General features: G+C 38.6%; 13 protein-coding genes. 8 read left to right on the forward strand and 5 right to left on the reverse strand.

Annotation, left to right across the window (positions count from 1 at the left end):
- Positions 1–102 precede the first annotated feature (102 nt).
- Positions 103–438, reverse strand: a complete 336-nt coding sequence (locus V7K84_RS02305; RefSeq protein WP_334836007.1) for a KGK domain-containing protein — start codon at positions 436–438, stop codon at positions 103–105.
- A 112-nt stretch (positions 439–550) separates the two neighbouring features.
- Between V7K84_RS02305 and V7K84_RS02310 the strand changes: the two genes are divergently transcribed.
- Positions 551–1,102 (forward strand): 2'-5' RNA ligase family protein, encoded by a 552-nt coding sequence (locus V7K84_RS02310; RefSeq protein ID WP_334836009.1) that lies wholly within the window; start codon positions 551–553, stop codon positions 1,100–1,102.
- A 353-nt stretch (positions 1,103–1,455) separates the two neighbouring features.
- Positions 1,456–2,199: a peptidoglycan-binding domain-containing protein gene (locus V7K84_RS02315; RefSeq protein WP_334836011.1), complete on the forward strand. Its 744-nt coding sequence runs from the start codon at positions 1,456–1,458 to the stop codon at positions 2,197–2,199.
- Positions 2,200–2,519: 320 nt separating this feature from the next.
- Here the strand turns inward: V7K84_RS02315 and cobO are convergent, their stop codons facing one another.
- The 3 genes from cobO to V7K84_RS02330 form a co-directional block, all read right to left on the reverse strand.
- The gene (gene cobO / locus V7K84_RS02320; RefSeq protein ID WP_334836013.1) at positions 2,520–3,197 is read right to left on the reverse strand and encodes a cob(I)yrinic acid a,c-diamide adenosyltransferase; all 678 of its coding nucleotides are present in this window, start codon (positions 3,195–3,197) and stop codon (positions 2,520–2,522) included.
- A 339-nt stretch (positions 3,198–3,536) separates the two neighbouring features.
- Positions 3,537–3,992, reverse strand: a complete 456-nt coding sequence (locus V7K84_RS02325) for a GFA family protein (RefSeq protein WP_334836016.1) — start codon at positions 3,990–3,992, stop codon at positions 3,537–3,539.
- 138 nt (positions 3,993–4,130) lie between these two features.
- Entirely contained in the window at positions 4,131–5,399 is a 1,269-nt protein-coding gene (locus V7K84_RS02330; protein ID WP_334836018.1) for a plasmid pRiA4b ORF-3 family protein, read from the reverse strand.
- Between the two features lie 194 nt (positions 5,400–5,593).
- On the opposite strand from V7K84_RS02330, the gene V7K84_RS02335 reads away from it, so the two are divergent.
- From V7K84_RS02335 to V7K84_RS02350, 4 genes are all read left to right on the forward strand, one after another.
- Positions 5,594–6,130 carry a nucleotidyltransferase family protein gene (locus tag V7K84_RS02335; protein WP_334836020.1) on the forward strand — a complete coding sequence of 179 codons (537 nt, stop codon included), beginning with the start codon at positions 5,594–5,596 and terminating at the stop codon, positions 6,128–6,130.
- 184 nt (positions 6,131–6,314) lie between these two features.
- Entirely contained in the window at positions 6,315–11,741 is a 5,427-nt protein-coding gene (locus V7K84_RS02340) for a trifunctional serine/threonine-protein kinase/ATP-binding protein/sensor histidine kinase (protein ID WP_334836022.1), read from the forward strand.
- Positions 11,742–12,710: 969 nt separating this feature from the next.
- Positions 12,711–15,773, forward strand: coding sequence for a beta strand repeat-containing protein (locus V7K84_RS02345; protein WP_334836024.1), 3,063 nt, complete (start codon positions 12,711–12,713; stop codon positions 15,771–15,773).
- 531 nt (positions 15,774–16,304) lie between these two features.
- Positions 16,305–16,967, forward strand: a complete 663-nt coding sequence (locus tag V7K84_RS02350) for a nuclear transport factor 2 family protein (protein WP_334836026.1) — start codon at positions 16,305–16,307, stop codon at positions 16,965–16,967.
- 183 nt (positions 16,968–17,150) lie between these two features.
- Here V7K84_RS02350 and V7K84_RS02355 read toward each other — a convergent pair whose 3' ends face one another.
- Complete coding sequence (locus V7K84_RS02355; protein WP_334836028.1) at positions 17,151–17,567, reverse strand: (2Fe-2S) ferredoxin domain-containing protein; 417 nt, start codon at positions 17,565–17,567, stop codon at positions 17,151–17,153.
- Positions 17,568–17,789: 222 nt separating this feature from the next.
- Here V7K84_RS02355 and V7K84_RS02360 point away from each other — a divergent pair, with 222 nt between their 5' ends.
- Positions 17,790–18,182, forward strand: coding sequence for a carboxymuconolactone decarboxylase family protein (locus V7K84_RS02360; RefSeq protein ID WP_292728612.1), 393 nt, complete (start codon positions 17,790–17,792; stop codon positions 18,180–18,182).
- 55 nt (positions 18,183–18,237) lie between these two features.
- Complete coding sequence (locus V7K84_RS02365) at positions 18,238–19,053, forward strand: alpha/beta fold hydrolase (protein WP_334836030.1); 816 nt, start codon at positions 18,238–18,240, stop codon at positions 19,051–19,053.
- Positions 19,054–19,056: the final 3 nt, after the last annotated feature.

The following is a 19,056-nucleotide window of genomic DNA, read 5'->3' on the forward strand; positions in this document are numbered from 1 at the left end:
GTTATGACTGTTTTTGAGTAGCATTTGAGTAGCAATATACACTAACTATAGCGATTTACTGAATATTTCACTAAAAGAGCAGAAGCAACCCATCTGTGAATGTTAGACTTCTAGGTGCGATCGCAGATCATCCAATGGAGATGCCGAGTTCGTGGGAATCAGTGGTTTTGTTGGTGTGGGGTTCTCAGGAACAAATTCAAAGAGAATTCTGATTTTACCTTTCTGCCAGCCGCCACCCTGAGCCAGTAAAAGCTTACAGTTCGCACCATCTTCAAACCAATCTGAAGCCTTATCCGCTTGTAAGTTGCTGTTCCTATGCACTAAATACTTCAGACGTTGCATCAATTCTTCACCTGTTGATGTTGAAGCCCCAGTCAAGTTAGCATCCTGAGCCATAGAAACAACATCCTGATCGGACAGAATAATTTGATCGCTCATTTAGTTTTCTCTTTCGGTAAACAACATGGCGAATTTAGCGCAAACTCGATCCGCCTTTCCTAAGTTTTCCCACTAACCACCAATTACTAAGCAATAAAAATAATTAATATAGATGAGCCGTTTTTTTATCGCCCTCCTACCACCACAAGATATTCAAGACTACGCCAACGAGATTAAGCAGTATTTTGCCGATCGCTATGCTAGTAGCGGAGCGTTAAAGTCTCCGCCTCATATTACCCTGCAACCGCCCTTTGAATGGGCAGATGATAACTTGCCAGTGTTAGAAGCATCCTTGAAGGAGTTTGCCAGCGAACAACAGCAAGTAGCAATTACACTGAAAGGGTTTAATGCCTTTGCACCTCGTGTTATATACATTAATGTCGTCAGAAGTCAAGAGCTTTTAACTTTGCAAGCTGATTTAATGGCTTATACAGAAAGCAACTTGGAAATTGTTGACAAGGTTTCTAAAACCCGCCCTTTTGCACCCCACTTAACGGTTGCATTTCGGGATTTAACAAAGCAGAATTTTAAAGCTGCTTGGCCAGAATTTGAAAATCGTCAGTTGCATTTTGAGTTTACTGCTGACAAATTAACCTTGCTGCTTCACGACGGGAAGCGCTGGAATATTAAACGGGAGTTTGCTTTTTTCTCTGGTAGTAATTGAGCGATGTTTTTGCGATGGCCGCTGGCGCTGTTTGATATTGGAGCTACCTTGAAGATAATATCCAATATTATATTTACCTGAAGCCTTTTGTAAAATTGTCTGCGCATATCTGTGTGTCCATAACACGTAGTATCATTAATAGTTGAGAATAAGCGATCGCATCTCTTTCTTTTTCACTCTCTGTAGTCGCATACGTCTAACGTCTCAAAGAGTTGCAGCTTGTCGTCACACATCGCTTAAGCTTCGAAACACCTTGCAAATAAGAAATGTTAGATTTATTTATTTATACTTACCTAATTTTTGTAAAACAAGATACATTAAATGGTAGTTTAATCGCAAAGGAACCAAAAAGCATGGCCGTTAGTAGCCCTGAAGTCATCCGTCATATATTGATCGGATTGGGATATTTAACTCCTGAGATCGATCCTAAGCCGGATCTTACTAAATTTGCCCCCTGGAAGCGGAATAACAACTCCTTGACAGACGATCCTACTGAAGAAGCTATTAAAAAGTTTCAGAAACAGTACTCACAAAAACTTGTGGTTAATGGGAATGCTGATGCAGAGACTCGAACTGTCATGGAAGATACAGTGAAAGGGCTTCAGAATAGATTGAAGTTTCACGGTTTTGCAACCAATGCCGAAATTCCTCCAGATAAGCCTTTTTATGGCCCAGCTACTTATACAGCAGTCAAGAAATTTCAGAAATCTCAGGGTTTAACTGAAAATGGGATTGCTACTATTGAACAGCGGCAAATTCTACAGCAACCAAGTCTCACAGATAAACCCCAGACTCCGCCTCAGTCACAACTAAAACTGATAGATTTGTGCTTTCAATTCAAAAAAAATCCTCAAAATCCTTCTTACATTGCAGCCTTAAATAACTTACAACAAAATCTACCCAAGGACGTTTTACACAAAGTTACTAACAAATGGAGGGGGACAAACGATCAAAATCCTGAGATTGTCAAGCTGACGAATCTTTTTACTTATTATGATGACAATAATGCAAATCATCGTGATGCACTAAATCACTTACAAAGTCAGATTACCCCAGCCATCTCTCAAGCATTTTTAAGTCTTTGGAATAAGAAGTAACAAATGGGACTTACAGCAGAATTCAGAATTCAGAACTAAAACTTTGTATCTCATCAACTTGAAATCTGTTGTATATAGGCGTAATCTGCTTTTCCACATCTGATACCAATTCAAAAAATGTTTACGACAGATAAGCCCACCCACGCTGACGCGCACCCCTTAGCAAGGGCAGCAGGATTGGCGAGATGTATTATCTATGTGTTGCATTCTTTTTTCAAATTGGTATGACATACGAGAATTAAAAACCAGGTTTCCGAATCTTTGCTGAGTCGGAAACCTGGTTTTTTAACAATTCTGAGTTCTGAATTCTAAATTCTGATTTAATATTCAATTCCCGGTTGTGCTTTCACACCTTGATCGCGAAAAGGGTGCTTAACTAGGGTCATTTCAGTTACTAAGTCAGCACGCTCAATTAAAGCAGGTGGTGCGCCTCTACCTGTGAGAATAACGTGTTTGTTAGCGGGTTTTTGTGCCAAACCGGCTAAAACGTCTTCTACTGGTAAGTAAGCCATTTTGAGGGCGATATTGATTTCGTCTAACAACACTAGATGAAAGTCTGGGTTGCGGATGTATTCTAATGATTTTTCCCAGGCGGCGCTAGCTTTGTCAAGATCGCGATCGCGGTCTTGAGTTTCCCAGGTAAAGCCTTCGCCCATTGCGTGAAATTCTATTTGGTCTTCCCAAGAACTGAAAACCCTTTTTTCGGAAGGTTCCCAGCTACCTTTGATGAATTGGATTATCGCTACTTTATACCCATGACCGAGCGATCGCAACACCATCCCTAAAGCCGCAGTGGTTTTACCCTTACCGTTACCAGTATTTACAATAATTAACCCTTTTTCTGGTACAGCTTCTGCTATGCGCTTGTCTTGCACTTCTTTGCGTCGCTGCATCTTTTTGCGGTACTGTTCATCAGTTAGAGATGAAGACATTACCTCATCAATCAAGCGCCCAATTTCTTGGTCTGGGTTCAATTCTTTTGGCGTATCGTTTTTCATCAAGCTTGTCTAGAAATAACTGTTAAAAGTGTTGAAAATGAACCAAAATCGCCTTACTTATCGAATTTCACTTACATTACTTGATTGAAAATATCCAGTAAGTTTTCATGTGAAATATTAATGTGTGTTAGCTTTATTAATGATTTGCAGACAAGTGGAAATATATATGATACACAAACTGAACTTATAATTTTAGTTTACTATTACTGTTTTAAATAATTTAATATGTTTATTAAAGCACTTTACCACTAAAAATTTATCATTATTTCCTTTGGTACAGTTATGAGTTCGATAATTTAAGTGTCAGAGGTATGATATCTAATATCAGGAGTTATGCATTTATGGATGTTGTTGTTTCCATTTTTTCCATAAAGCTTGCGTATCTTCTGGTTGCCCATCATAGTTGAGCAATTGGTCTGAAATTATCACCCATGATTGGGCACTGCGTGTCCAAATGTTACCCACTGGGCGTAACCAACTTGTATCATCTAAGGTTCCAGCTTTGACATTGATAGTATTTGAATTGTAAGTTCTTTCATGGAATAATCGCGTTCCGCAGTCGCCACAGAACAGGTTATTTACCTCACGTCCGCTATCATTTTTCCGAGTCCAAGCTTTTGGTTTTCCCTGAACAATTACAACAGCATCTCGTAATACTGTAAGAGACATTCCAAAAGCACTAGACGATTGTTTCTGACACTCCTTACAGTGACATAGGTAAAGTGTTAACGGTTCGGCATTAATTTCATAACGAATCTGTCCACATTGACAACCTCCAGTATATGGAAAACTCACAGTTTTTATCTCCTAACAATTTGTGTCACTTTATTGTAATTAAAACTATCTTAATCTTAAAGGGGGTTTTAATATACACAAATAGAAGAGATGATAACACGAGAAAACTTTCATTCTCTACACTTCCCTAAATTTTCCTCATCCCTCATCTTCATCCGATTCATCATCCTCACTCCAATACTGTTGAGGTGCATTTCCGTGAACTTCTAAAATCTTTGGTTTTTTGATTTTGTGATCGGGTGGATTAATTGCTTCTAACTGCACATAAAATTTCCAATTGTCACCAAAATCATAAAGATAGGTCATTTTACCACCTGTTTCTAGAGATAAATCACCAATCTGCACTTGGTCGGCAAATGGGGGTGTTTCCATGTAGGCATGACCAATTTTTATCATGCGACCAAAATGGTCTTTATAGCTAAATTCGTACAGATGATCGTAATCAAAGTCAAAAGCATCAAGAATTATTTCTGCTAGCCAGCTTAAGGGTTTTTTTGCTGGTATGGCAATACGTCGCCAAGCCTTAAAAAGGGATACTTTGAAAATATAAATACCATCAGTAAAGCCTTGCTTGGGAACAAGTAAATTATGCTCCCATTCTGGAAAAAATGGTTGAAAATGCGGCTGCAATTTTCCAAAACTTACATTCACATCATCCTGCAATTCTCCTCGTATACCCAATGGAAAAAGGAATTGTAACAGAGCATCACCAAAGGGTAAGCGTTGTAAACTAGTAATACGCCACCCCTTACCTTCTTGTGGTTTGCCATGTTTGATAGATAACAATCCAAATAACTCTAACAGGGCAACATTATGCAGACCGGGATAATAACTAATATTGTTTTGATCTTCATGTTTAGGAAATTTTAAACCTTTATCTGGGACGCGAGGCCAAAGTTGAATACATCTAAATAAATTTCCTAATGAATCTTGATGTTCGCCCAAAACTTCGTTATTTCCCCAAATCAACCAAGCTTCTAATAAGTTGAAATAGCGTTCTGTTAGATTGAGGCTTGACCATGATTGCAAAGTTGCTGCATCTAAAACTAAAACCTGCTTCTTCCCTTGGGATTTAATTTGGGCTATTCCAGAACTGCGTAATAACAGATATAGTCCATTAATGTAGGGGTATGATTTCTGTACGGGGCGCTTGAGTTTAGTTTCAATTGGGTAACTTAACCGAGAATTAACTTCTGATAGGACTTTTAGCGGTAGAAGGTTATTAATACTACTAACTTCCACTCCGTTTGGTTGTAAGAAATCTACCAGGGTTTGAAAGTCATGCAGAATCGTACCGGGTTGATTTTCATCAATACTGAGTTCTTGGAGGAGTTGTTGTTGTGACTCTGCAAGAGTTGGCAGTTCAGGATTGAGTGTGCGTTCTAGTCGCGCAAATAAATCTTCCATAAATAAAAATTCTAAATTCTAAATTCACAATTTAACCTTCTGTGTAACCTGCTTTATTTATACTATGACTACAGAAGTTCTCCTGATAAACATTGACCTGCCAAGTGTCACAACAGGACTATCAACACCTTAAGTTTAATGAAATGTGAATGATAATATTTTCACCTTATACTTGACAATCCCAGAAATTTGATATGAATAGTAACACTCGCCTACAGATGATTTTAGCTGATACACGTATTAATACAGTATTACCTGCGATCGCTGAACTAAATCTACCTAACTGGTGGTTAGCCGGGGGTGCAATCCGAAACACCGTTTGGTCTTCAATTTTTGGCAATGACTGTGGGTTAGGTATTAAAGATTTTGATATTGCATTCTTTGATATAGAGGGAAACCGTTCTCAAGAACTAGCAGCAAAGGCGACTCTCACAGAACAATTTCCTGATGACGAGTTTGATGTCAAAAATCAAGCCAGTTTTGCTCGTTGGCGTCTTGGTAGCAGAGCTTATACTAGTACAGAGGATGGCATCACAGATTGGCTGCACACCGCTACTGCTGTGGGAGTTCGACTAAATGCTCAAGGACAATGGCAATTTTTCACACCTTACGGGTTGGATGACCTATTTGGTGGCATTATTCGACCTACGCCAACGCATACTCATAATTTAGATGCCCATAATAAGGCATCTGGATTTTTACAGAAGTGTCCTTATCTGCGGTTGGCGTAAAAGTTACAGTCAGATTTTAGCCACTAGTTTCCGTTACCAGGAAATAATCGCTTTTTAATTTACAACTCTTGAACACTGAAGCGCAATGTTAATAAGTTTCTACGTACTGGGAATAATTAAACTAGAATCCCTTTCACGATAGAACAGGGCTGATGCTAATTTTATAACTTTATAATCAAAAATCATGCCAAATCGTACTGGATACCAAATCAACTCGACTCTCCACGAAGGAATCCAAACAATTATTTATCAAGCACAGACGCCAAAGACGCAACAGCGAGTTATCCTCAAGCTGCTTAAAAATGAATATCCGACCCTTGAAGCCTTTACTCGCCTTAAAAATGAGTATCAAATTCAGCAAGGTTTAGACCATCCCAATATAGTTAAAGCTATCAGTCTAGAAACCTTTGAAAACCGTGTGGGATTATTGTTAGAAGACTTTGGTGGTCAGTCTTTATCTCAACTGCTACAAACAAAAAAACTTGATTTAATTAACCATTTAAAGATTGCTATTCAACTGACTAAAGCTTTAGATTATTTGCATAAAAATCAGATTATTCATAAAGATATCAAACCTCATAACATCATAATTAACTTCCAGACAGGTATTGTTAAACTCGCTGACTTTGGTATAGCTTCCCGTCTTAATAAGGAAAATCCTCAATTTAATAACCCTAACTGTGTTGAAGGCACACTTGCCTATATGTCTCCTGAACAAACTGGGAGAATGAATCGCATTCTTGATTATCGTACTGACTTTTATTCCCTTGGTGTGACTTTATATGAAATGCTCACTGATAAAACACCATTTGTTAGCCAAGATCCCCTAGAAGTAGTTTATAGTCACATTGCAGTTAAAGCGAGAAACCCGCAATTGTTTAATTCACAAATTCCTACCGCCATCTGTGAGATTGTGATGAAGCTGATGGCAAAAAATGCGGAAGACAGATATCAAAGTGCAACAGGATTATTAGCAGATTTAGAATCATGTCTCAACCAGTTAGAAACCAAGGGAATCATTACTGATTTTGTGCCAGGTCGTTTAGATATATTGAGCCAGTTATTAATTCCTCAAAAATTATATGGTCGTCAAGAACAAGTTAATCAACTTTTAGCTGCATTTGAGCGAGTTACATCTGGAACTAGTGAAATGATGCTAGTTTCTGGTTATTCTGGGATTGGCAAATCAGTTCTAGTCAATGAAGTTAATAAACCCATTACTCGCAGACAAGGGTACTTTATCTCTGGTAAATTTGACCAGTTAAAACGCAATATACCTTATGCTTCTTTAATTCAAGCCTTTGCGTATTTAATGCGGTATTTGCTGACCGAGAATAATGAAAAAATAGAAAGATGGCGTAATAAAATTTTATCAGCTTTAGGGACAAATGGAAAAGTTATTACTGAAGTAATTCCAGAAGTAGAATTAATCATCGGGACACAGCCGGAAGTAGCCCAAATTGGGGCAACAGAATCACAAAACCGCTTTAATCATGTTTTTAAAGAATTTATCCAAGTTTTTACTCAAAAAGAACATCCATTAGTCATATTTTTAGATGATTTGCAATGGGCAGATTCAGCCACTTTAAATTTAATTCAACTGCTCATAACTGACACGGACAGCAAATATTTTTTATTTATTGGGGCATATAGGGATAATGAAGTTAGTTCAGCACATCCTTTAATCCAAAAGATAGAAGAAATTAAGGAAAGTGGCACGATTGTTAATAATATTGTATTACAACCTTTAAATTTAGATAATGTAACTCAGCTAGTTGCCGAAACTCTCCAAGAAATAGAGGTTAAGCAGGATAAAGAAACCGGAGTATTTAACAAAGAAATTATTAAATTAGCTGAGTTAATTTGTAATAAAACAGGTGGAAATCCATTTTTTATCACACAACTAATTCAGGCGCTTCATCAAGAAAAACTGTTAATATTTGACTTTTCTAACGCTAAATGGCAATGGAGTTTAGAGGATATTCAGGCAATTGGAATTACCGATAAAAATGTAGTTGAGTTAGTTGCTAGTCGAGTTGAAAAATTACCACAGTTCACCCAAGATGTTTTAAAATTAGCAGCTTGTGTGGGTGACAGATTTAGTTTGGATGTTTTATCGATAGTCAATGAAAAATCACCTTCTTTGACGGCAAATGATTTACACTCGGCTTTGCAAGCGGGATTAATTCTGCCTTTAAGTGAAGCTTACCGTATTCCTTTAGTTTTTAATCAAGAAGAAGCGGTTAATTTAAATTTCGACACTTCACGGGTGGGTTACAAATTCTTGCATGACAGAGTACAGCAAGCAGCATATTCCTTAATTCCAGAAGAACTCAAGAAATCTACTCATCTGAGAATTGGGCAATTGCTTCTTCAAAATATACCTAAAGAGGAAATAGAAGCTAATATTTTTGATATCGTCAATCAGTTAAATGTAGGTATTGTTAACTTGATAGAGCAATCTGAAAAAACTGAATTGGCACGATTAAATTTAATTGCAGGACGAAAAGCTAAAGCTTCTACAGCTTACGAAGCTGCTCTTAAATACTTCACAAATGGGATAGAACTTTTAAATATAGACGCTTGGCAAACGGAATATACCTTAACCATCGGTTTATATGAAGGAGCCGCAGAGGCAGCCTATCTGGGTGGTGATTTTGAGCAGATGCAACAGTGGGCTGAGGTGGTACAGCAAAAAGCCAAAATTCTTTTAGATAAAGTGAAAGTCTATGAAGTACAGATTATCGCTTCTATCATTCAAAGCAAACAATTGGAAGCCATTCAAATAGCAGTATCAATTCTGCAATTATTAGGAATAAGTTTTCCCGATGAACCAACATCAACTGATATTCAGCAGGGAATGGATGAAATCGCTGCTTCTTTGAAAGGGAAAGCCATCGCAGATTTAATTAACTTATCATTAATGACCGATCCTAACAAGATTGCAGCCATGAGAATCTTAATGGGAGTTCTCCCTGCGGCTTTTCAAACTGCTCCGGCAATGATGCCAATTATTGTTTGTAAAATGGTCAATTTGTCCTTAAGGTATGGAAATACGGCTGTATCTGCTTATGGTTATAGTCTTTATGGATTACTTCTTTGTGGAATTCAAGGAGAAATTGATTCTGGCTATGAATTTGGGAAATTAGCTTCACGTCTAGTGTCACAATTTAATGCTGAAGAACTCAAGGCGAAAATTCTGACGGTTGTTAGTGCCCATGTTATGCATTGGAAAGAGCATGTTAGAGAGACATTAACATCATCAATGTCAGGATATTCTAGTGGTCTGGAGACTGGAGATTTAGAATATGCTGGTTATTGTGGTTACATTTATCCCTATCATTCCTTTTGGCTGGGTAAGGAACTTTGGGTTCTAGAAAAAGAACTGATAGCTTATTGTGATTCGCTGAAAAAAATCAAGCAACAAGTAGCTTTCACTTGGAACTCAGTGTATTTGCAAACCGTTCTGAACTTGAAAGGAAGTTTTGAAAACGTGGACTGTTTAATTGGAGAAGCCTACGACGAGCAAAGTATGCTGCCAATTCATCAGCAAGTAAATGACCTTTACACAATTAACCACTTATTTGTTAATAAGCTAATGCTCTCTTACATATTTGGGGAGTATGTTAAAGCTGTAGAAAATGCTGCGATCGCAGAAAAATCTTTAGGTGGTGTTACAGGGTTATTTGTTGTCCCAGTGTTTTATTTCTACGATTCTTTAGCTCACTTGGCAGTATATCATACTGCTAAAGAGTCTGAGAAGCAAGCTATTCTAGAAAAAGTCCAAGCTAATCAGCAAAAGATGGAACTTTGGGCTACTCATGCTCCCACCAATCACTTACACAGATTTTATCTCGTCGAGGCAGAACGGTATCAGGTTTTGGGTCAAAAGCTAGAAGCAATGGACTACTATGAAAACTCTATTGCCAAATCCCAATTAAACGGTTTTCTCCAAGAAGAAGCTTTAGCCTATGAGTTAGCTGGAAAATTTTATCAGTCTCTAGGTAAAGAATTAATTCATCAAACTTATATAACTAAAGCTTATTATGCCTATATTCGTTGGGGTGCGATCGCTAAAGTTAAACACTTAGAATCAAAGTATGTTTTTCTAGTAGGACAAACTACTACCATAGAAAACACTAGTTCAAAAATTGATACCACTCATATTACCACTAACACTACTACCAATAGCAGCTTGAGCGATTTTCTAGATTTTAATGCATTCATCAAGTTTTCACAAGCGATTACTAATGAAATTGTTTTAGAAAATCTATTGGGTAAGCTGATCCAAATTTTACTAGAAAATGCTGCCGCACAAAAAGCAGCACTACTCCTACTTAAAGATAATCATCTATATATTGAAGCTTCTGGAAATGCTACTGACGATGTGGTGACGGTTTTACGTTCTATTCCTGTTGAAACCTATCAAGAATTACCGCTGTCTGTAATTAATTATGTTCTCAGAACTCAGCAGTACATTGTGTTAAATGATGCAATAGTTACAGAGCCTTTTAATTTTGATATCTATATCCAAAAATCTCAAACAAAATCAATCTTTTGTTTGCCCATTATGTACCAATCACAGCTTACTGGCATTATTTATTTAGAAAACCAGTTATCATCAGGAGCTTTTGTTCTAGAAAGGGTAGAGGTATTAAAAGTCTTAGTTTCTCAAATGGCTATTGCCATAGAAAATGCCAGCTTGTACACAAAGGCGCAAGACAAATCTAAAGAATTAGAACAATTGATAAAAGATTTACAAGAGGCGCAACTACAACTTATCCAAAGTGAAAAAATGTCTTCTCTAGGAAATTTAGTTGCAGGCGTAGCACACGAAATAAACAACCCCATTGGTTTTATTACAGGTAGTATTGCCCAAGCAAAAGATAATGTTACAGATTTAATAGACTATCTGCAACTGTACCGAGAAAAATTCCCCAATGCAGGTGCTGAAATTGAAGAAAAAGCTGAAGAGATAGATATAGAATTTTTGCTAAAAGATTTACCAAAAATGATTGATGGCATGACGGTAGGCACACAGCGAATTCGTAATATTAGTACCTCTCTCCGTACTTTTTCTCGTGCTGATACTACCTCTAAAGTGTTAGCTAATATCCATGAAGGTATTGATAGTACTTTGATGATTTTACAACATCGTTTGAAAGCAGATCATAATCGTCCTGCCATTCAAATTATTAAAAAATATGCAGATATCCCATCCGTAAAATGCTATTTGGGACAATTAAATCAGGTTTTTATGAATATTATTGCAAATGCAGTTGATGCTTTAGAAGAAGCAAATAACGGTCGTGATTTTTTAGAAATTCAAGAAAAATATCCGAATATTATTACTATTGAGACTTGTCTACAAGTAGATAATGAAACCGTAGTAATTAAGATTCAAGATAATGCCAAAGGAATGCCTGAAGCAGTGAAAGAATGCATTTTTGAGAATTTATTTACCACAAAATGTGTAGGAAAAGGTACGGGATTAGGATTATCTATTAGTCGGCAAATTATAGTTGAAAATCATGCTGGAAATTTGACTTGTGAATCAGTCTTGGGTCAAGGAACACAATTTATAATTTCTATTCCCATTTTGGGCGAATAAGGAACTTATGATAGTTGTAACCGCAGATTCATGACTTCTCAAAGAAGCTTACTTATCTTTTGTAGTATTTTTCTCCTTGACTATGCTAGTTGCGCAAGTCCTGATTGCCTAAACACAAGAAGAAGTACTTGTGTATACATTTATCAACCAGTAATGTGAAGATTATGCAAAGATGAGTATTTAAGCATAGACATCTAAGTAAGATATTGACTATGTACTTATTTTGAGGATCTTGAGATATTATATTTTCAAGTTAGACACCCAGGGATAACAGCCCACTAGGAGGGCATCAAAATCTTTTTACCAATCAAGAGTCAATAGTTGACTATTTTCTCTTCTATAGGACTCATATCTGATTTCTGAACAAGATTTAAGATAAAACCCTGATAAAACAGGCTTTTCAATCTCAATATGTTTTCAGAAATAAAATTGGAGTCCTAAGTAAAGCGGCGTGAATAATTCAAGGTTTGTAGTGAGGGCTTCAGCCCTCAAAAGAGGACTTTAGTCCTCACTACAAACTAATCTCAATATTTTTTACATTACTTAATTTAGTTTGATTTATTCTTACAGACTTACTTATAGTACGATTTAAGCGGTGGCAAAAAACAAGTATGAAGGATGAATTGTAGGCATTGAAGTCGAAATTTTAGATACTGTGAAGCGTGATTTCCCCTGAATCAGGATCGTAAAAAAAGCCTGAAATAACTAATTTTCATTAATTCATACTCTAATTAATTTGTACAGTGCTTAAGACTTAGATAGTTTGAGAAATTAAAATAAGTGATACTTAGAAGTCTTGCAATAGTGTATGTGAGTATTCAAGAAATATTACTTTTGCTCAAATATTACATATAAAGGATGCCGAAAACATCAATTTTTGCTAATTTATTGTGCCTGAAAACCGCACAAATATTAACTTGAAAACTGAAGTTAAGTTACTGAAAAAATCGATTTAGGTAGGTAAAAATTATGGCAAATATCATTGGAACCAACGGTAATGATAGTCTAATGGGCAGCGACAGCGCGGACACGATTAATGGTAAAACAGGCAACGACCTTTTGAGAAGTGGTGCGGGAAGTGATACTCTCATTGGTGGTACTGGTGACGATACCTTAAGTGCTAGCGATTCATCAGGCGATAAGTTACTGAATGGAGGCGATGGCAATGATTTTCTCTCCGTCTCTAGCTCCTCCCCCGATCCGCAGTACTCCTTCCAGGAACAAGACTCGCCTGACAAAAACACCCTCAACGGTAGTGCTGGTGACGATACCTTGAATGCTAGCAATTCACCAGCTGATAACCTGCTCTCTGGGGGCGATGGCAATGATTCTCTTTCCGCCTCTGGCGCTTTTGGTAATAATACCCTCAACGGTGGTAATGGCGATGATATCTTCACAGATGGCGGTGGCAAGGATATCTTTACAGGTGGCGGTGGCAAGGATAAATTTGTTTACACCTCCTTCCGCTACAACAATAACAATATCGCTGATTTCGGTGGCGTAGGTAAAGGAACAAACCCGACAGCAGCAGTCATTGCCGAAGTGGACACCCTAACATTTCAAGGTGCAGGCTTAACTGCCAAAAATCTGCTGTTGATCCAGAATGGCAACAATTTAGAAATCAGCTTTTCTGGGGTGTTTAATGGTCGCAAACTCATCCTGGAAAACTTTGCCCTGGAAAACCTGGATAATCTGAGCAAATCTACAGGAGCCACTGTAGACTTGGGCAATATTTTGTTTGATGGGCAAACTACCATCACAGACAGCTTTGATGTCTTCAATGCCAACTCCACTCAAAGTACTATCTTCAACAAGAACACTGTTACCTTTCTTAATGACCTCTCCAATAATGTTAACGGCTTTGACAACTCAGATGATGTCATCAATGGTCAGGGGGGTGATGACATCATTGACGGCTTGAGTGGTAACGACCTTTTGAGAGGTGGTGCGGGCAATAATACTCTCAACGGTGGTGCAGGTAACGATACCTTGAATGTTGACTCTTTACTAGGTGATAATTTGCTCTCTGGGGGCGATGGCAATGATTTTCTCTTTGCCTCTGGCTACCAGTATTACTTCGGCTCCGTCTATGGTCCACAAGAAGACGACCTTTTCTTGTTAGGTAATAATACCCTCAACGGTGATGCAGGTAACGATACCTTGAGTGCTAGGGGTTCAAAAGGCGATAACCTGCTCTCTGGAGGCGATGGCAATGATTCTCTTGACATCTCTGGCTATGAGTATAGAGGTAGCAGCGGGAACTACTCAGACTCCAACAACTCTATCTCGTCTGGCAATAACACCCTCAACGGTGGCGCTGGTAACGATACCTTGGGTGCTAGCGGTTCAAGAGGCGATAACCTGCTCTCTGGGGGCGATGGCAATGATTTTCTTAACATTTCTGGCGACGATCAGAATCAAGCTAGCGACTTCTACTACGACTATCGCTCATCCGGCAATAATACCCTTAACGGTGGCGCTGGTGATGATACCTTGGATGCTAGCGGTTCGACAGGCGATAACCTACTCTCTGGGGGCGATGGTAATGATGCCTTCTATGTAAGCTTCTTATCCTATTATCACCCCTCTGATTCTGATTTGGTGACACAAACGGTAGATGGGGGTAAGGGTAACGATGTGTTGTCCGTCTTTTTTGGCAATCCTACCGAAGGAATTACAACAACATTCAATGCCATTACTAACATTGGCTCAATTACGGCGGGCACGTATAGCGTTAGCTACAAGAATATCGAACGATTAAATATTTCAGGTTCACAGTACGATGACAACATTGTGGGGAGCAATGGCAACGATACACTCTCTGGAAGCAATGGTGGCAAAGATACAATCGATGGGGGTAAGGGTGACGATTTGTTGTTGGTCGATTACAGCTATTATGCGACAGAGGCGATCGCAACAACATTCAATGCCACTACTAACATTGGCTCAATTACGGCGGGCACGAATAGCATTAGCTACAAGAATATCGAACAATTAGATATTTCAGGTACAGATTACGATGACAACATTGTGGGGAATGATGGCAACGATAGGCTCTCCACGGGTAATGGTGGCAAAGATACGATAGATGGGGGTAAGGGTGACGATCTATTGTCCGTCAATTCTGGGTTTGCTGCTGGGGCAATTACTTCGACATTCAGTGCCAGTAATAACATTGGCTCAATTACGGCGGGCACGAATAACGTTAGCTATAAGAATATTGAACGATTAAATATCTCAGGTTCAGATTACGATGATTTCATTGTGGGGAGCGATGGCAACGATAGGCTCTCCACGGGCACTGGTGGTAATGATACGATAGATGGGGGTAAGGGTGACGATTTATTGTCCGTCTATTTTTATGCTAGAGGGGGGATCGCAATGGCATTCAATGCTACTACTAGCATTGGATCAATTACGGTGGGTACATATAGCGTTAGCTACAAGAATATCGAACGATTAACTATATCAGGTTCACAGTACGATGACAACATTGTAGGTAACGGTGGCAACGATACGCTCTCTGGCAATGGTGGCAATGATACGATTATTGGCGGTGCAGGTAATGATAGCTTGAGTGCTGGTAGTGCCTATTCAGGCAATAATCTACTCTCTGGAGATGATGGCAATGATATCCTCACAGGTGGCCCGGGTAATGATAGTCTGTATGGAGGAACTGGCACTGATACTTTTGTTTTCGATAGTTACTATGGAAGTGTTGATACTATTTATGACTTCAACGCCACCAATGACCTAATTAAGGTATCGGCTGCTGGTTTTGATAAGGAGTTATCATTAGCTGGTCAGCTTACAATCGGAACATCTGTAAGGTTATCAATAGGTTCACTCTTCGCTAATCAATTTACAATCGGAACATCAGCAACGACAAGTAATCAACGATTTATCTATGACAATATTACGGGCGCATTGTACTTTGATGCCGATGGCAGTGCGGGTGAATTTACTCAGGTAAAATTTGCACAACTTTTAGGTAATGTGACACTAACTGAAAATAACTTTGTGGTTGTTTAATCGTGATTAGCGCTCTGTTATCACTCTAAGTACAGGTTGTGAGGTGCCCAAAAGAGTACCTCACATCCGGTTCATTAATGCAATTAGTGTTAATAGAGAGTATGTGTTGGTTTTTTTTGGCATGGGTGCGGATGATTTGCGGTATTTTTGGTTAAATTAGTTTATATCTGCATTAGCAATTTTGATAAAGTGAATTTTCGATAAATTTACTGTTCCTCAAGGGTGATGGTTGCGTAAGTCCTGTATGTAAGTAGAGAGTTTATTACTTAATCAAATCAACACAAACTTAGTCACAATTAGCACTTGTAACTTATTAATTAACTGTTATAACTAATTGTATACATCAACTCTTGTATGTACTAGCTTTATCATTTACTAGAAAAAAGATTTTCTAGCAGATATAAAAGTCAATTACTAGTGAAATCTACAAGCATATTAGATAGTTTTGATGGGCTAATAATTTTAGCCCAAACTTTAGTTTGTAGTAAAGTACAAGATGCAAAAATCGTAAATAATTAAGGGAGTCATCTTGTGGAAAAAAGAAGAGAAAATGGGGGAATAGTTTCAAAGGCTATTTCGTTCCTGTTAAATCGTATAACTTTGATTGCGCTTGCAGTTACTCTTGTGCTGTTTGTTGGAGGTAAGTTTGAGGTAGCAAGTGCAACTCAACCTAATGCAGAATTAGAAATTCAAAAATTAACATCCTGTTACGCCCTGGGAACTGACGCTATTGGTAGAGGAAATCTCCAAGAAGGAAAGAATATTTATCGGGATTGTTTTACTCAAGATTCAGTTCTCACCGCCATTTTTCCTGATGGGGCAACTCAAACAAATTATGGGACAGATTCTTGGGCAGATTTTGTCTATTCAGTATTTCAAGGAAATGGTTATACAGCTACTCAACACTTGATGGGTACAATAAACATTTCAGTTCAAAATAATCAAGCAACGATGACTTCTTATCTCCATGCGACTCACAAACGCTCGGAAACCAGCATTGATGTCGCTAATGGCACTTATGAAGATCAAGTCGTTAACAGAAATGGGCGTTGGAAAATTCGTAATCGTACTCTCAAACTCATCGATTTCTTGAATCTCAGTTCGCCAACTACTGCTTCTTCAAGCACTAATGCTCGAAGTGCTAATTCCTCAGCTACCTTTATAAGACCAAATATACCTCGTATAAAAGAATAATTCTTGAGACCAGAATGGTATTAATAGGGGTTGGATAAGTATTCTTTACCTCCCTAATAACCTGGAAAAAGGGGTGAATTCCAATATTCACACCCTTTTTTATTTGCCAATTGATTGAAACATAGTGCAAGATCGAATCCAGTCTGATATTCAATAATTAGAAGCTTTAACAAAGTTTTGCAGTCAGCTTATATTCTGTTTGATGTATGAATAGAGAAGTTCGCGATCGCTTCGAGGATTTACAATTAAGCATGGACTATTCCCGTGACTTCCATTACTGACAATCACTACAGTAATGCCCATCCGGGGACAAACTCCTAAACAACTGGTGCTAACCACCCGAAAATCACCCCATAATCCCTCAAACTTTAAACGAGATTTCAACCAATTCTCTAAATCTTCGGAAGCCGTTGAGCCTAACCGCTCGTTTGCACATTGCGAACACACAAGCACTAAACCAGATTCCCATCGGGGAGAAACGGTTGGAATAGAAGTTTCTAATCGAGTATTTATTAGAGGCGATGGTTGCTGAGAATTGGATGCAGACCTCTTGAGGATACGTTTGAGTAATCTCTTAATACGCTGTAGGAATTTTTTCATGGACTACCCCACCTATTTCTCTGACAAGATAGTGTAAATTTCCTATTTAGTCTGTTCTAGTAGATCGCCCAAGAAATGCTAGTCTATGCCAAGTCGTTTGTAGACGATGTAGAATTTTCAGCTATAGACGCCAAGGGGACATGATATTACTATCTTTAATTGCAACTCAGTATTACAATCTAGGGGTTCCCACTCGCTGGGGAAACTATATGGAATTAAAACATGACTAAGCTGATTGAATACGAAGAAGCCAGCGACGAAGTACGTGCAGTGTATGACGACATCCGCGTTACACGTCAAAATGACTACATCAATAACTTCTGGAAAGCCATAGCCAACCATCCTCCCACCCTGCAACGAACGTGGCAAACGTTAAAGGAAGTGATGGTTAGCCCTGGTGAGATCGATCCACTGATGCGCGAACTGATTTATATTGCTGTGAGTGCGACGAATGGCTGTGAGTACTGCATCGCTTCGCACACAGCGGCAGCACGTGCCAAGGGTATGAATGATACTATGTTCGGGGAACTAATGGCGATCGCAGCTACTGCCAATATGACCAATCGCCTCGCCAACGGCTATCAAATTCCGGTGGACGAAAAATTCAAGACGTAGGAGTTTAGCCTTGTCTATCCCTGCTTAAAAATAAGGTTTAGCAGAATTATTTACTATGCCCAAGGTTCAGATTAACGGGATTGATTTGTTCTACGACATTAAGGGAACGGGTGAGCCTTTGCTATTAATAGCTGGCTTTCTTTGCGATCATGCTTATTGGTCGCTAATTATGCCATCGCTGGTTTCCCAGTATCAAGTCATTCGCTTGGATAACCGAGGTATGGGGAGAAGTTCTGCTCCCGAAAACCCCTATAGTCTGAAACAAATGGCTAGTGACGTTGCAGCATTGCTCGATCGCATCGGCATCGATCGAGTGCATCTAGCAGGTCATTCAATGGGTAGTCAGATAGCCCAAGAGTTAGTGTTAGCACACCCTAAAAAGGTAAAAAGTCTGATCCTACTCTCATCTTTGGCAAAAGGTGATGCATTATTCAACAGCATCATTGAGACTTGGGGCGAACTTCCTAGTAATGTAGACCTAAAACTTTATGAAAAAGTCATATTGCCCTGGATATTTACAGATGCGTTCTACTCAATTCCTGACATGATTGAAGGTCTGATTGAATTTGCGATCAGATATCCTTTCCCACCTGCGACTCATTCACTTTATCATCACAGCCAAGCCATCCTTAGTAGTGACACAATAGACCGCCTCCAAGAAATTCATTGTCCTACCTTAGTTATGGTTGGTAAACAAGATATTCTTACTCCCCTAAAGTTTTCCCAACAACTTGCTCAAGGTATTCCCAATGCCGAACTTGTAGTCATCGAACGTGGTGGTCATGGCTTCTTGATTGAGTCGCCGGATGCTGTGGTTGCAGCTATGCTCAATTTTCTGGGGAAGTTGAAACCAGCTTATAGCAATTTTTGATTG

Source organism: Nostoc sp. (assembly GCF_036917315.1).
In the GTDB taxonomy this organism is placed as follows: domain Bacteria; phylum Cyanobacteriota; class Cyanobacteriia; order Cyanobacteriales; family Nostocaceae; genus Nostoc.

Coding starts and splice junctions, on each gene's coding strand:
- V7K84_RS02305 (WP_334836007.1), bottom strand. CDS start 438: ATGAGCGATCAAATTATTCTGTCCGATCAGGATGTTGTTTCTATGGCT.
- V7K84_RS02310 (WP_334836009.1), top strand. CDS start 551: ATGAGCCGTTTTTTTATCGCCCTCCTACCACCACAAGATATTCAAGAC.
- V7K84_RS02315 (WP_334836011.1), top strand. CDS start 1,456: ATGGCCGTTAGTAGCCCTGAAGTCATCCGTCATATATTGATCGGATTG.
- cobO (WP_334836013.1), bottom strand. CDS start 3,197: ATGAAAAACGATACGCCAAAAGAATTGAACCCAGACCAAGAAATTGGG.
- V7K84_RS02330 (WP_334836018.1), bottom strand. CDS start 5,399: ATGGAAGATTTATTTGCGCGACTAGAACGCACACTCAATCCTGAACTG.
- V7K84_RS02335 (WP_334836020.1), top strand. CDS start 5,594: ATGAATAGTAACACTCGCCTACAGATGATTTTAGCTGATACACGTATT.
- V7K84_RS02340 (WP_334836022.1), top strand. CDS start 6,315: ATGCCAAATCGTACTGGATACCAAATCAACTCGACTCTCCACGAAGGA.
- V7K84_RS02345 (WP_334836024.1), top strand. CDS start 12,711: ATGGCAAATATCATTGGAACCAACGGTAATGATAGTCTAATGGGCAGC.
- V7K84_RS02355 (WP_334836028.1), bottom strand. CDS start 17,567: ATGAAAAAATTCCTACAGCGTATTAAGAGATTACTCAAACGTATCCTC.
- V7K84_RS02360 (WP_292728612.1), top strand. CDS start 17,790: ATGACTAAGCTGATTGAATACGAAGAAGCCAGCGACGAAGTACGTGCA.
- V7K84_RS02365 (WP_334836030.1), top strand. CDS start 18,238: ATGCCCAAGGTTCAGATTAACGGGATTGATTTGTTCTACGACATTAAG.